This is a genomic window from Streptomyces sp. UC4497 (assembly GCF_054871485.1).
Genome location: NZ_JBTYHB010000021.1, coordinates 96,383 through 110,104 on the forward strand (window position 1 = coordinate 96,383; position 13,722 = coordinate 110,104).

The window sequence follows — 13,722 nt, forward strand, 5'->3', positions numbered from 1 at the left end:
GCGCCATGTCCCACCACAAGCATCCCCACCACCACGAGCACGACGGCGCCCAGGACCACGACCGTCCGGCGCAGACCGCAGTGGAGAGCGTGCTGGACGAGTTCGAGGAGGCCGAGCTGGACCCGCAGCACAGGAAGAACAAGGACCGCCGCCGCGGTGAGAGCGGCGACGCCCTCTCCCCCAACGAGGAGGCCCAGGAACAGGCCCACGACACCTGACCAGGGCGTTCAGCCACGCACTGCCGGCCGCCGCAAGCGGGCCCGCTCACGACGCGCCCGCCCCACGAGGTCGGCCGCCGCCTCCGCCCAGGCGCCGTGGTCAAAGGTGAACCCGGCATCCCTCAGCCGGCCGGGCACCACCCGCCGACTCTTGAGCAGGAGCTCGGTGTCGGATCGGAGCGCCCAGGCGCCGATCCCGGCCATCCACCGCGTCGCGGGCAGCCCGACCGGCATGCCCCAAGCAGCGCGCAACGCACGCATGAACTCCCCCTGAGGCAACGGACCGGGCGCCGCGAGATTGACCGCCCCACTGATGTCCTCACGCCCGATCAGGAACTCCACCGCGCGCACGAAATCACGGTCATGGATCCAGGACACATACTGCGCACCACCCGCGACCGGCCCACCCAGGCCGAGCCGCGCCAGCCACAGCAGATAGTCGAAGACACCACCCCGGTCGGGACTCATCACCATCGCCGACCGCAGAGCCACCTTCCGCGTGTGCGGAGTTGCGGCCCGCTCCTGCTCCCGCTCCCAGTTCTTCGCGATCTCGACGCTGTAGGCCCAGTAACCGGGAACGCCCGGCTCGGCACCGCCGATCACGCCGCTCGCCTCATCGTTCGGCGCGTCGAACCGGTGGGCGTAGATGGTGGCGGTACTCATCTGTAGCCAGACACGGGGCGGCCTCCGGGCAGCGGCGATCGCCTGGCCCACGACGCGCGCGGAGTCCACGCGCGAGTCCATCATGGCCCGCAGATTCTCGTCGGTGTAACGACAACTGACGCTCCGCCCCGCAAGGTTGATGACAACGTCACTGCCGTCGACCACCTCCGCCCAGGGGCCGAGCGTCCTGCCATCCCACTGAACCTCACCGCCCCGCACGGGGCGCCTGGTCAACACGACCACCTCATGCCCCGCAGCGGTCAACGCCCGCCGCAACACACCACCCACCTGACCGGTCCCGCCGGGCAGCACAACCTTCACTGGCCCCTCCCCTGACGCTGGCGTCACACAGTAGAACCAGCGTACGACCCGCCAGGTTCAGAGGCAGAGACGGCCGCTATAGAGGCACGGGGGTCTTCGACAGGATCTTCTCCCGGATCGCCTTGTCCGCTGCAACGACGGCCAGGGTCTCGTCGGTGACCCGGGCCGCGGACTCACCGCGCGGGGTGGGTGCGTCGTCCACGGCAGACGAGGTGTACTCGACGACCATGGCCCGGTGCCCGCAGGCGAGGGAGAGCTGGGCGTGAGACGTTCCGGAACCGGAGCCCGATGCCAGGAGGTAGGGGCCGTACGGGAGGCGTGACGTGCCGTCATCCGCCGAACGGGGCGGTGCCGCCAGAAGCTGTGCCTCGGGCGTTCGGGAATCGGATTCGGCATAGGTGACGACTCCGCACCGGTTGCCCTGTGCGTAGAGGAGCATGTGGGCACCGCCTCCCATCTGCACCTCGGCCAGGACACGGCGTTCGGGCGGCGACGGGTCGACATCCATACCAGCGAACGCATCGTCGGGCACGGCCAGTTCGGGCAGCCGAGTCAGCGGTGTCGCCGACACTGTCGCGCTCGCTGTGCCGCTGGGATCCTGGCCGTGTTCCGCTGTGGTGGTGCAGCTCGCGCACAGCAGGCCGAGAAGGACGGCGATGGCAGTCTGCCAACGACGGTTGAGCACGAATCCCTCCTACGGCCTACGGCCTGCGGCAGAAGGCCTCTACTCGGCGTACTGGTCATACAGCGGACCTCACTGCTCAACTCCGCCGAGACCGCCTGCGACACGGTCATCACGAGCGTGGTCTTGCCCATTCCACTCGCCTTCCGCGACTTGCTCGCGCCGCACACCTCGGTGTCAGCGCTTGCGGCGCTCGACGGCGTACGCGTACTGGTCCGGCCAGGTCGGCTCGGCGCCGAGCGCGAGGGCGGCGTGCTGGGGCCAGTAGGGGTTGCGGAGCAGTTCGCGGCCGAGGAAGACCGCGTCGGCCTGCCCGTTGGAGAGGATGTCCTCCGCCTGCTGCGGGTCGGTGATGATGCCGACGGCGGCGGTGGGGATGCCGGTCTGGTTGCGGGCCTGGTCCGCGAAGGGCACCTGGTAGTTCGGACCGGCGACGATCTTCGCGTCGCGGACCATGCCGCCGGTGGACACATCCAGCAGGTCGACACCGCGGGCCTGGAGCTCCTTGGCGAGGCGGACGGTGTCGTCCCCGGTCCAGCCCTCGCGGGCGTCCTCGGGGTTCTCGGTCAGCCAGTCGGTGGCCGAGGTACGAAAGAAGACCGGCAGGTCCTCGGGCCACACGGCGCGGACGGCATCGACGACCTCAAGGGCGAAGCGGATGCGGTTCTCGAAGCTGCCGCCGTAGGCGTCGGTGCGGTGGTTGGAGACCGGGGAGAGGAAGGAGTTGATCAGGTAGCCGTGGGCGCCGTGCACCTCGGCCACCTGGAAGCCGGCGGCCAGCGCGCGCCGCGCGGAGTCGGCGAAGTCACGTACGAGCTGCTGGATCTCGTCCACGGTCAGCTCGTGCGGGACGGCGAGCCCGTCGTACGCGATCGCGCTGGGGGCGACGGGCTGCCAGCCGTTCTCGTCCTCGGGCAGGTGGCGGTCGGACAGCCAGGGCTTGTCGACGGACGCTTTGCGGCCCGCGTGCGCGAGTTGGATGGCCGGGACGGCGCCGTGCGCCTTGATGGCCTCGGTGACACGGGCGAACGCCTCCTGCTGGCGGTCGTTCCACAGGCCGAGGTCCCAGGGGCTGATGCGCCCGTCGGGGCGTACGCCGGTGGCCTCGGCCATGACCAGACCGGCACCGCCTGCCGCGCGGGAGGCCAGGTGGGTGAGGTGGAAGTCGGTCGGTGCACCGGTGTCCGGGCCCTCGGGGGCGGCGGAGTACATGCACATCGGGGACATCCAGACCCGGTTGGGTATCTGAAGGGACCGCAGGGTGAAGGGGGTGAACAGGGCAGTCATACGGGGGGTGCTTCTTTCGTGGTCGTGGTCGTGGTTGTGGTCGTGGCCGTGGTTGTGGTTGTGGTCGGTGATGGGCGACAGCGCGGGGGCCGTGGCTCAGGCGGCCAAGCGGGCGACCGCATCCGCGACGGGGGTGTCGCCTGAAGTCAGTTCGACGATGACGCGGCTGAGGGCGGGCTCGTGCAGGGCGGCGTCGATGAACGCGGCGACATCGTCGCGGTGCACGTCGCCGTACTCGACGGCCGGGCCGGCCGTGACCCGGCCGCTGCCGGGGGTGTCCAGCAGGGTTCCGGGACGGACGATCAGCCAGTCGAGATCGGTGCCCGTCAGATACACGTCGGCGCTCTTCTTGACCTTCATGTAGTGCTCGAAGCCCTCCCCGGCCTCGCCGCCTCGCAGCGCGTCGGGGAAGACCGAGACCAGAACGAACCGCGTCACCCCGGCCAGCGCGGCCGCGTCGGCAGCCTTGCGGAGGCCCTTGCCGTCGATGAGGGACGTGTTGTCCATGCCGGTGCCGTGCGCACCGGCCGAGAAGACCACCGCGTCGTGGCCCCGCATCTTCTGCGCGAGGTCGTCGACCGAGTCGTTGATGAGATCGCCGGTCACCGGCGTCCCGCCGGCCTCGCGCACGATCTCGCCCTGATCGGGCCGACGGTGCATTCCGGTCACCAAGTCACCCCGTGCGGTGAGGAGTTGGGCGAGGCGACGACCGACTCCACCGGCCGCACCGATCTGGAACACCTTCATGAGTTCGCCCCGGCTTTCGAGTAGTGAGGAGGTAGGGAGTGGGGGTGCGGTGATCGCCGGTCAGGCAGCGAACACCTGGGAGTCGTCGGCGAACGCCTTGAACTCCAGGGCGTTGCCCGCCGGGTCGAGGAGGAACATCGTGTGCTGCTCGCCCTTCTCCCCCTCGAAGCGGACGTAGGGCTCGATGACGAACTCGGTACCTGCCGCGCGCAGCCGCTCGGCGAGCTCCTGGAAGGCGGGGATGGTCAGGATCACCCCGAAGTGCGGCACCGGGACGTCGTGACCGTCGACCGGGTTGTGTATGCGCTGCGCGCGCTCCGGTGCGAGGTGGGTGACGAACTGGTGGCCGTGCAGATTCCAGTCCACCCAGGTGTCCGCGCTACGCCCCTGCTCCAGACCCAGCACATCGCCGTAGAAGCGACGCGCGGCGGACAGGTCGTCGACCGGCACAGCCAGGTGGAAACGCGGGATCGGGGACTCGAGAACGCTCATGACACTGCCTTCCGAGAGTGGGTCAAGTGGCCCAGAGGTCCAAGAGAACCCAGGGTTGACTTGTCTCAATGTTTACATTGAGACAACAGCACGATGTTAACATTGAGACATAGCTTCAGGAGGTGTGCATCGAACATGGGTGATCAGGGCAAGGTGTCCCCGGCCCGCCGCCGCGGTCTGTCGGACGAGGTCGCGGACCGGATCCGCGAGGCCATCTTCAATGGGGTCTACGCCCCCGGCGCACAGCTCCGCGAGGTGGAGCTGTCCACCGCGATGGACGTCAGTCGCGGCCCGGTCCGTGAGGCACTGCGCGTACTGGAACGCGAGGGACTGGTCCACTGCGCGTGGCATCGCGGGACGACGGTGACGACGGTGTCCGCCGAGGATGCCGCCGAGCTCGACAGCCTGCGTGGCGCACTGGAGGACCTGGCCGTCCGTCAAGTGATCGCGCGCGCCTCGGACGAGGACCTCGCGCCCCTCGCCAAGGCGGCCGAAGTCATGAAGGACGTCACGGACGCCCACGAGATGGTGCGCCTTGACATCGCCTTCCACGACGCCGTCTTCGCCGCCGCCGGCCATCAGCGCCTCGCCGACGCCTGGGACGGCATCCGGTGCCAGGTCCACCTGTTCCTGCTGACCCGGATCAACCTCAGCACCGACGGATACCTCGGCTGCATCCCGCGCGAACACTACGGGCTCGTGACCGCACTCCGCTCCCGCGACACCGAAACGGCGCTCGACCTCTTCGCCACACACCGTCGCCACGCCGTGGCCGTGGTAACCGGGAACGCCGACGCGAACTAGGGCACGCATCGCGAGCTCGGGAGGATCCCGACCTCCACGCCCGCTGGTGGGCCGCCGGTGACATCAAGCCCGTCACCGGGCACCGCTTCACCCTCGACATGGGGAACTTCGGCAGCCAGCCCTGCGAGGTGATCGAGGTGGACGACCAGCGGCTGCTGGCCTACCGATTCGCCGAGGGCTCGCTCGACACCACCATCACCTGGACGCTGCACCCCGAGGGCCAGGGCACCCGCCTCGTCCTCACCCACGCGGACTTCGACCTCGACTCCCCGATGGGCCGTCAGGCGCATGCCGGCATGGGCAAGGGCTGGCCCCACATCCTGAACCGTCTCGAATCCCTCCTGGGCGGGGCCGCCTGAGCCTGTGTGATGTCCGGGTTCCGGGTGAGGCCCTTGCCCCTGATCATGGGGTTCCTCGGCCACCACCGCCGGGGCCCTCTCGCCTTACGGCGCCGGAACGGCACCGATCTGCTGCATCACCCCGAGGAGGTCGGGCTGGCCCCGTTCGCCGACGATCCGGCCGTCGGCGAGGTAGTAGAAGTTCATGGCCTGCACCGAGATCTTGTTGCCGCTCGCCGGGATCCCGAAGAACTCACCGTCGTGGGTTCCCCGCATGGTGAACCGCGCGACCACCGTGTCGCCTTCGGTGACCGTCTCCTCCAACGTCCACTGGACGTCCGGGAAGGCGCTGCGCATCATCCCGATGACTTCCATGTACCCATCGGGTCCTCGCAGCGGTTCTGGGTGACTCGGCGCGTGGAACACCGCGTCCGGAGAAATGACCTCGCGGGCGAGATCCTCGTTGCCCGTGTTGATGAACTCGACGAAGCGGTTCATCACTGACTCGGTGGACTGCGATGGCATCTTGCTGTGCCTCTCCAGAGACGTTCGGGCGGGTACCTGCGACCGTAACATCGAAACGATGTTCACATCGATTCGATGTTCGCGTGCGAGGATGGGCTCATGCTGGAACTCGCGATACTCGGCTTCCTCGCCGAAGGACCCCTGCCCGGCCACGAGCTGCGCCGCCGCGTCTCACAGCTGACCGGCTATACGCGACCGGTCAGTGACGGCAGCCTGTATCCGGCGATCAATCGCCTGACCAAGGCGGGCTTGATCGAGCGGCGCGCCGATCCGGCCGCGGGGGCGGCCCGGTACGTGCTCAGCCTGACCGCGGCCGGGCGGGCCGACATGCTGCAGCGCCTGCGCAAGCCCGCCGACCACGAGATCACCGACTTCACCCGGTTCTACGTCGTCCTGGCCTTCCTCTCCCACCTGCCCGACGTGGCCGAACGGCACGCGGTGCTGCGCAGACGGCTGGAGTTCCTGGAAGAACCGGAGAGCTTCTTCTACGACAACGAGAGGCCCCTGCGCGCCGAGGAGGTCGCCGACCCCTACCGGCGGGGCATGCTGCTCACCGCCCGCGCCACCAGCCGCGCGGAGCGGACCTGGCTGCGCGAGACCCTCGGGGACGAGCCGCCCGCATTCGCCACCGGATGCACCGACAACGATCCGCACGCGCCCGCCGCTCCCGCGGGCTGACCGCCCACGGAGGTACCTCCATGCTTGCTTCCTGGTACGACGACCAGGGTCCCGCCTCCGATGTCCTGCACGTCGGCGAACTCCCGGATCCCGTCCCCGGTCCCGGTGAAGTCCGTGTCCGTGTCACCGTCTCGGGCGTCAACCCCGGCGACACCAAGAAGCGGCGCGGCTGGCTCGGCTCGTCCATGCCCTTCCCCCGGGTGATCCCGCACAGCGACGCCGCCGGAACCATCGACGCCGTGGGCGCCCACGTCGACGCCCGCCGCGTCGGACAACGGGTCTGGGTATACGGCGCCCAGTCCTACCGCCCCTTCGGCACCGCCGCCCAGTACACCGTCGTCCCCGCCGACCTGGCCGCCCCCCCTGCCCGCCCACCTCGGCGACGAGCTCGGGGCGAGCCTCGGCATCCCCGGCATCACCGCCCACCGCACCGTGTTCGCCGACGGCCCGGTCGACGGGAAGCTCGTCCTGGTGCACGGTGTGCTCGGCGGGGTCGGCTCCCTGGCCGCCCAGCTCGCCCACTGGGCAGGGGCCACCGTGCTCGCCACCGTCCGGCGCGGGGAGGACCTGCACCGCATCGACCCCTCCGTGGTGTCTCACGCCGTCGCCCTTGACTCCGGCGACCCGGCGGCGGAGATCCGCACGTACGCACCCAAGGGAGTCCACCGTATCGTCGAGGTGTCCCTGTCCGACAACGCCGACCTGGACTGTGCCGTTGCCGCGAACGACGCGGTCATCGCCGCCTACGCCACCCGCGCCGACCGGACAGCGATCCCCTTCTGGCCGCTGTTGTTCAACAACGTCACCCTCCGCCTGCTCGGCAGCGACGACTTCCCCGCCGCGGCCAGAAGGCAGGCCGCCCGCGACCTCACTGCCGCGGCCGCCGTCGGCGCCCTCACGGTGGACATCGGCGACCGCTTCCCGCTGGAGGAGATCGCCAAGGCGCACGACCGCGTCGACACCGGCGGCCGCGGCCGCATCCTGGTCACCGTCCCCCAGCGAGCCGGCTGAGCCAGCAACGGCCGTCGGAACCTTCCTGCTGCACCGCCGCGAAACCAACTGACCGACCCACGCCCTTTTTCCGCGGTTCTGGGTGCGGCGGAAACTCTCACCCCCACCGACTGTCTGCCCACTCAACTCGCCTACAGCAAAGCTGAGTTCACTTCGTATGCGGCACCGGTCCCCCGAGCGTTGGCCGGCCCTTCCTATCCTGAAACTCGCATACCGCCACAGAGAGGAAGGAAATGGAAGACAAGAGTCCCCTTGACCGGCCCTCCCGACAGCTAGGCGGCCACATACCCCTCTGCCCGCGCTGCGGCGGCGACTGGGCCCAGTCCGTGCCACGGATCGTCCAGGACGGCCGGATCCCGCGCGAGCACCGCCGGGACGGCGGCCCCGCCCACACCCCTCTGGCAGGACGGCTCGCGCTGACCCCGGAGCCGCCCGAAATGGACGGCTTCGCGCTCGTCCTCGCCGGCGCCCTCCCCGGCCTCTGCTTCATCGCGATCTTCGGCCCGCCCATCTGGTTGGTCCTGGCCGCCATCGACGGGGCCGTGCTTGCGGTGATGGGCACGGTGAACCGCAAGGACCGTCGCCGCATCGAAGCCCGCGGCGCCCTCGCCCACCCCCTGTGGAGTGCGGCCTGGTACTGCCACCGCTGCGACGTCGTCTGGCGCCCGAAGGAGACCCAGGAGGTCATGTCGCCGGGCCGCTTCCAGCACGAGCTCTGGTCGTACGACACCACAGCCCCGCGCGCCTGACGCGCCCCCGCACCTTCCACATCCGCCGAGCCGGCGGCGCGGAATTCGCCTTCGCCTACGTCACGTTCGCAACAGACCCGCCCTCGCCCCCGGCGCGGTCGATCTCGGCCCGCATCTGCTCGTGGCGCCCGTCCAGGTCCCAGAAGAGCATTGCCAGGGCCTGGCCCGCGATCAGCAGCAGCGGGATGCCGTAGAACATCACGCGGATCGCGAGCAGCGCGGCGTCGCCCGTGTCGCCGGGGCGGTAGTCGGCCAGCGCGAGACCGTACGCGACGGCGGAGGCTCCGATGGCGGAGCCGACCTTGGTGGCGAAGCTGATGCCCGAGGAGAGCAGGCCCTCGTTGCGCGTGCCGAATCGCCACTGCTGGTACTCGACGGTGTCTGCCGTCATGGTGAACATCGAGACCATGGAGATCCCGATGGCGAAGGTGGCCGCGATGTACAGGGTGAGGAAGGCGGGGAAGCTCGCCTCCGCCGGGTACATCGCCGCCCAGCACACGAAGCCCACCGTCAGCGCCTGCACGTTGCCGCGCCGCTTGCCGAACTTCCGGTAGTACGGCGCCGCCACCACACCGCCGAGAATCATGGTCCCCGAGACCAGCGGCAGCAGCACGGAGATGGCCCACGGCGCGTGCAGCACGGCCAGCGCGAAGTACACGGTGACACCAAGAACCAGGTTCAGGCGCACGAAGTTGATGACTCCGTAGACGAAGGTCACCTTCCAGGGGCGGTTGCCCCACAGGGTGCGCAGCGCGGCGCCCAGGCCGGTCCGCTCCTGCGCGGCGGAGAGGGCGTAACGCTCTTTGCAGGTGGCGAAGGTGACGGCGAAGAAGCCGACACTCAGCACCCCGTAGACGACGGTCGCGATGGTCCAGCCGCGCCGCTCGCTCCCGGCGCCGAGCCACGCCACGAACGGAGTGGTGGTCGCGGTCACGATGATCGATCCCACCGAGCTGCCGATCGCCCGCAGGCCGCCCATCTGCATCCGCTCGTGCGGGTCCCGCGTCATCATCGGGAGCAGCGAGCTGTACGGGACGTTGACCAGGGAGAACAGCAGGCCGAGCGTGAGGTAGGTGAGGAAGGCGTAGACGAGCTTCCCGTTCTCGCCGAGGTCCGGGACGGTGAAGGTGAGCACCCCGACCACGCCGAACGGGATCGACGCGAAGACCAGATAGGGGCGGGCCTTGCCCCAGCGGGAGCCGGTGCGGTCCACCAGGATGCCGATGACGGGGTCGACCACCGCGTCGAGGAGCCGGGCGACGAGGAAGAGGGTGCCGAGGATCGCGGCGGGCAGCTTGGCGACGTCGGTGTAGTAGTACAGCAGGAAGCCGCCGACGAGGTTCCAGGAGAGGTTGGAGGCCAGATCACCGGCCCCGTAGCCGAACTTCTCCCGCCAGCCGAGGCGGGCCGAACTCCCCTGCGCCGCGTGTGACTTGGTCGCTTCAGTGGTGGTGTCCAACGTGCTCCGCTCCTTTGCAGGCACGGCGCCGCGCCGGCGCCTTTGGACGCTCAGAGCACACCACGGAGCCGCCCCGCACAAGATGAAGTAGATTCGAAATTCTAATTTTGTTTCTTCGTCCGAAGCCCCCGCCCTCATTGATCGACCCCAGCCCCGACGAGGTCTAGAATCAGTATCCAGATTCTGTTTTAATCGCGGTCCCGCGTCTTACCGGGCGCGGCAGTTCCTCCTCTTCTGGAGTTGATCGCGCATGACCGCGCTCCGCTGGAGCTACATGGACCACTGGCGGGTGGACAGCCCGCGCGGCCCCGTCACCCAGTACGCCGCCCGCCGCCACATGGACGACTTCGTCAAGCAGATCAGCGCCGTCGGCTTCGAGGGCCTGGACATGTTCGACTTCCAAGTCTTCGCGCTGAGCGGGATGTTCGGCTCCGTCGAGAACTACCAGCGCTATCTGCGCGACCACGGCATCGAGAAGATCGTCAACCTCTTCCGCGGCATCATGTACGACCCGCGGGTCGCCGACGCACACGTGCGCGAGACCCACGACGAGATCGTCACCAGCACCCGCCGCATGCTCGGCATGTGGGAGAGCCTCGACATCGAGAGCCTCATCGTGATGCCCGCGAGCCTCTACAAGGACACCGCCCCGGTCACCGACGACAAGATCAAGGCCGCGGCCGAGTGCTGGAACCGGGTCGGCGAGATGACCCTCACCGAGTTCGGCGTCCGCACCACTTGCCACCACGAGTTCTTCTGCGCGATCCGCACCGAGGACGACATCCGCAAGTTCTACGAGTTCACCGACCCGCGCTACGTGTCGTTCTTCTGCGACACCGCCCAGCACTGCATCGCGGGCATCGACCCGGTCGCCCTCTTCATGGACCTGCACGAGCGCTGCTCCGGCTTCCACTTCAAGGATACCCGGGAACGTGACACCACCGACGCGTACCGGCACAGCCCCGACGCGGAGCTGATGGCCCCTCAAACACCGCAGTGGTTCCACGAGATGGGGACCGACGGCGGGCTTGTCGACTTCCCGCGCCTCATGCGGGCCATCAAAGACGTCGGCTACGAGGGTTGGATCACCGTCGAGCACGACAAGGTCAACATCGGCGGGGACTACGCCGAGGCCACCGCCCTGTCCATGTGGTACGCCCGCAACGTTCTCTCGGAGATCTACGCATGAGTGACACACGGATGAGCGCCGACGCCACGCCGGATGTCCGGCTCGGCTACGCCATCAACCAGTGGAAGCCGAACTTCGACGACTTCACCCGCCCCGAACAGCACGAACGTGCCCTGAAGGTGCTCGCAGCCAGCGGCTTCACCGGAGTCGAGCTGCGCGGCGGCACCGGCCGCTGGGACCCGCTCGGCCGACCCGCCTCGATCGCCGCCACCTACGGGACAGCCGGCGCCTTCCTCGACGTCGTGCGCCGCACCGGCCTTGCCGCGGTGAGCAGTTGGTACGTCGACCCGGGCCACCCCGTCGACGAGGAACTCAGCCGCGGCCGCTCGGTCCTGGACCGCGCCCAGCACCCGGAGATCGTCCAATCCCTGCTGCCCTTCGCGGAGTTCCTCACTCAGGCCGGCGGTTCCCGTCTCGTGGTACGCGCCCTGCCCGCGGCGTGGACGCTCGACGGACCCCTCGACGCGGCCGGGATCGCGGACGCGGCGGCGGGCTGGAACGCGGTCGGCGCGGCCGTGGCACGCGCCGGGGTGCGGCTGTCCCTGCACGCGGACTGCCTCAGCGCCGCCGCCGACGAGAAGACCCTGGCCGCCCTCCTCGCCGAGACCGACCCCGCGGTCGTCGGACTCACCCTGGACACCGCCGAGTTGACCGTCGCCGGGCTCGACCCGGTCCGTCTCTTCGACACCCACCACGAGCGGGTCGACCACCTGCACCTCAAGGACACCCGCCACGTCGACGAGAGCGACGAGCGGCTCGCCCCGCACGCCGAGGCGGGCATGCTCTCCGAGGGCGGCGCCCGCGGCATCGAGCGCTGGTTCTACGAGTGCGGCACCCCCGGCGGACTCGTCGACTTCGCCGCGCTCGCCGAACGGCTGCGCGCCCACGCCTGGTCCGGCTGGGCCGTCTTCGAGAGCGAGCAGACCCCGAACCCGGCCCGCAGCGCCATGCTCAACGGCTGGTTCGCCCAGCGCCTGTTCCCCCGCGGTCACCGTCGCGGGGTCCCCTCCTGATCACGGGAGCCACCATGTCCCACCCCGTCCCTCTCTCCGTCAACGTCGAGCTCCTCTTCCACGAGGCCGGCGACGACCTGGGCGAGCGTGTCCGCGCCGCCGCCGACCACGGTATCGACACCGTCGAGATCTGGTCGCACAGCGACAAGGACCTCGGTGCCCTCCGGTCCAGCCTCGACGCCACCGGCTCCACCCTGCACACCCTGCTCGTCGAGGGCCGCCTCACCCTGGCCGACGCCGGCACCCACGAGGCGTTCCTCGGCCATGTGCGGGACGCGGCCGAGGCCGCCGTCCGGTTGGGCTGTACCCGCATCGTCACCGGCTCCGGCGTCGGCCTCCCCTACATGAAGCGGGCCGTACAACACGGCATCGTCGTGGACGCGTTGAAGGCGGGCGCGGAGATCGCCGCCGCGCACGGCGTCACCCTCGTCCTGGAGAACCTCAACACCGCGGTGGACCATCCGGGCACCCTCTTCGACACCACCGCGGAGTGCCTGCGGGCGGTCCGCGAGGTAGGCTCCCCCGGCCTCGCCCTGCTCTACGACGCCTACCACTCCCTGCAGATGGGCGAGACGCCCGAGCAAATCCTGGCAGGAGCTGCACAGTTGGTGTCCCACGTGCAGATCGCCGACCTGCCGGACCGCACCGAACCCGGCACCGGCACCGTCGACTGGTCCGCGCAACTCACCGCTCTGCGCCGCCTCGGCTACCAGGGCCCGATCGGCCTCGAGTACCGCCCCACCACCGGCACCCTCGACTCGCTGCGCGTCATCGAGAAGATCGCCGCCGGACAGTGACCGTGGCACCGGAACGCGCCGCGTGCGTGAGCCGCGCGTTCCGGCGTCAACCCTTCGTACGCAGGAACGCGAGGGTCATCGCGCCCAAGTCCGCGACCAGCGTGGACATGTCGGTGCCCTCGGCCGCCTCGGTCGGCACATCGAGCGCGAGACCGCGCGCGAGCGCCGCGTACACCGTGGTGAAGCAGGAGCCCGCCGCGCGCTCCGGGTCCGGGTGGCGCACCTCGTCGCGGCGGGACAGCACCAGCCCGACGAAGCGGTCCCGCAGGTCGAAGTAGGAGGTCTTGCCAACCTTCGCCACCTCCGGGTCGACGGCGCCACGCTGCTGGAAGGCACCGAGCGCGGGCCCCTGCCGCTCCAGCAGACGGGCCAGTTCCTCGATCAGGCGCGGCAGCATGTCCCCCAGGCCGGTACCGACCCACCGGTCGGCGTCCGTGAGGGCCTGGTGCTCGGCCAGCATCTGCTCCTGGAACCGGGTCTGCGCGGCCCTCAGCAGGTCGTCCTTGCCGTCGACACGGGTGTAGATCGACCCGACCGACACCCCGCTGCGGCGGCTCACCTCGGTCAGAGCGAAGCCCGCGTACCCCTTCTCCGCGAGCAGCTCCAGCGTGGTGTCGAGGACCAGGTCGAACGAGCGCTGGCTGCGCTCCTGCTTGGGGGCACGGATACCGCCTGACTCGGCGGGGCGCTTGGCGGGTGCGGGCATCCCGACATTGTAGGCGGCACCGACGGCGCTCCCCAATGACGTG

15 protein-coding genes and 2 pseudogenes are annotated in these 13,722 nt (G+C 69.6%); 9 read left to right on the forward strand and 8 right to left on the reverse strand.

Annotated features, from left to right (window positions below; translation table 11 throughout):
• Positions 1-5 precede the first annotated feature (5 nt).
• Entirely contained in the window at positions 6-218 is a 213-nt protein-coding gene (locus ACYSUO_RS26635) for a hypothetical protein (RefSeq protein WP_461778768.1), read from the forward strand.
• Positions 219-227: 9 nt separating this feature from the next.
• Here the strand turns inward: ACYSUO_RS26635 and ACYSUO_RS26640 are convergent, their stop codons facing one another.
• The 5 genes from ACYSUO_RS26640 to ACYSUO_RS26660 all read right to left on the reverse strand — a co-directional run bounded on the left by ACYSUO_RS26640 (position 228) and on the right by ACYSUO_RS26660 (position 4,410).
• Positions 228-1,202, reverse strand: a complete 975-nt coding sequence (locus tag ACYSUO_RS26640) for an epimerase (protein ID WP_461778769.1) — start codon at positions 1,200-1,202, stop codon at positions 228-230.
• Positions 1,203-1,278: 76 nt separating this feature from the next.
• On the reverse strand, positions 1,279-1,887 hold the full coding sequence (locus ACYSUO_RS26645) for a hypothetical protein (RefSeq protein ID WP_461778770.1): 609 nt from the start codon (positions 1,885-1,887) through the stop codon (positions 1,279-1,281).
• Positions 1,888-2,061: 174 nt separating this feature from the next.
• Positions 2,062-3,171, reverse strand: coding sequence for an NADH:flavin oxidoreductase/NADH oxidase (locus ACYSUO_RS26650; RefSeq protein WP_461778771.1), 1,110 nt, complete (start codon positions 3,169-3,171; stop codon positions 2,062-2,064).
• A gap of 96 nt (positions 3,172-3,267) precedes the next feature.
• The gene (locus ACYSUO_RS26655) at positions 3,268-3,918 is read right to left on the reverse strand and encodes an NAD(P)H-binding protein (protein ID WP_461778772.1); all 651 of its coding nucleotides are present in this window, start codon (positions 3,916-3,918) and stop codon (positions 3,268-3,270) included.
• A 60-nt stretch (positions 3,919-3,978) separates the two neighbouring features.
• Entirely contained in the window at positions 3,979-4,410 is a 432-nt protein-coding gene (locus ACYSUO_RS26660) for a VOC family protein (RefSeq protein ID WP_426897673.1), read from the reverse strand.
• Positions 4,411-4,545: 135 nt separating this feature from the next.
• Here ACYSUO_RS26660 and ACYSUO_RS26665 point away from each other — a divergent pair, with 135 nt between their 5' ends.
• Both ACYSUO_RS26665 and ACYSUO_RS26670 read left to right on the forward strand, forming a co-directional pair.
• Positions 4,546-5,214 carry a GntR family transcriptional regulator gene (locus ACYSUO_RS26665; RefSeq protein WP_461778773.1) on the forward strand — a complete coding sequence of 223 codons (669 nt, stop codon included), beginning with the start codon at positions 4,546-4,548 and terminating at the stop codon, positions 5,212-5,214.
• 35 nt (positions 5,215-5,249) lie between these two features.
• Positions 5,250-5,573 (forward strand): annotated as a pseudogene (locus ACYSUO_RS26670) (SRPBCC family protein); the annotation flags it as partial.
• A gap of 84 nt (positions 5,574-5,657) precedes the next feature.
• Here ACYSUO_RS26670 and ACYSUO_RS26675 read toward each other — a convergent pair.
• Positions 5,658-6,077, reverse strand: coding sequence for an ester cyclase (locus ACYSUO_RS26675; RefSeq protein ID WP_461778774.1), 420 nt, complete (start codon positions 6,075-6,077; stop codon positions 5,658-5,660).
• Between the two features lie 99 nt (positions 6,078-6,176).
• On the opposite strand from ACYSUO_RS26675, the gene ACYSUO_RS26680 reads away from it, so the two are divergent.
• The 3 genes and pseudogenes from ACYSUO_RS26680 to ACYSUO_RS26690 all read left to right on the forward strand — a co-directional run bounded on the left by ACYSUO_RS26680 (position 6,177) and on the right by ACYSUO_RS26690 (position 8,515).
• Positions 6,177-6,755: a PadR family transcriptional regulator gene (locus ACYSUO_RS26680; protein ID WP_461778775.1), complete on the forward strand. Its 579-nt coding sequence runs from the start codon at positions 6,177-6,179 to the stop codon at positions 6,753-6,755.
• Positions 6,756-6,775: 20 nt separating this feature from the next.
• Positions 6,776-7,766 (forward strand): annotated as a pseudogene (locus ACYSUO_RS26685) (NADPH:quinone reductase).
• 233 nt (positions 7,767-7,999) lie between these two features.
• The gene (locus ACYSUO_RS26690) at positions 8,000-8,515 is read left to right on the forward strand and encodes a hypothetical protein (RefSeq protein ID WP_461778776.1); all 516 of its coding nucleotides are present in this window, start codon (positions 8,000-8,002) and stop codon (positions 8,513-8,515) included.
• Positions 8,516-8,570: 55 nt separating this feature from the next.
• Here ACYSUO_RS26690 and ACYSUO_RS26695 read toward each other — a convergent pair whose 3' ends face one another.
• Positions 8,571-9,974 carry an MFS transporter gene (locus ACYSUO_RS26695; RefSeq protein WP_461778777.1) on the reverse strand — a complete coding sequence of 468 codons (1,404 nt, stop codon included), beginning with the start codon at positions 9,972-9,974 and terminating at the stop codon, positions 8,571-8,573.
• 250 nt (positions 9,975-10,224) lie between these two features.
• On the opposite strand from ACYSUO_RS26695, the gene ACYSUO_RS26700 reads away from it, so the two are divergent.
• From ACYSUO_RS26700 to ACYSUO_RS26710, 3 genes are read left to right on the forward strand one after another with little or no spacing between them, the layout of a single operon-like run.
• On the forward strand, positions 10,225-11,163 hold the full coding sequence (locus ACYSUO_RS26700; RefSeq protein WP_461778778.1) for a sugar phosphate isomerase/epimerase family protein: 939 nt from the start codon (positions 10,225-10,227) through the stop codon (positions 11,161-11,163).
• Positions 11,160-12,176, forward strand: coding sequence for a sugar phosphate isomerase/epimerase family protein (locus ACYSUO_RS26705; protein WP_461778779.1), 1,017 nt, complete (start codon positions 11,160-11,162; stop codon positions 12,174-12,176). Before ACYSUO_RS26700 ends, ACYSUO_RS26705 begins: the two co-directional genes overlap by 4 nt.
• Before the next feature lie 14 nt (positions 12,177-12,190).
• Positions 12,191-12,973, forward strand: a complete 783-nt coding sequence (locus ACYSUO_RS26710) for a TIM barrel protein (protein ID WP_461778780.1) — start codon at positions 12,191-12,193, stop codon at positions 12,971-12,973.
• A 46-nt stretch (positions 12,974-13,019) separates the two neighbouring features.
• Here the strand turns inward: ACYSUO_RS26710 and ACYSUO_RS26715 are convergent, their stop codons facing one another.
• Positions 13,020-13,679, reverse strand: a complete 660-nt coding sequence (locus ACYSUO_RS26715) for a TetR/AcrR family transcriptional regulator (protein ID WP_461778781.1) — start codon at positions 13,677-13,679, stop codon at positions 13,020-13,022.
• Positions 13,680-13,722: the final 43 nt, after the last annotated feature.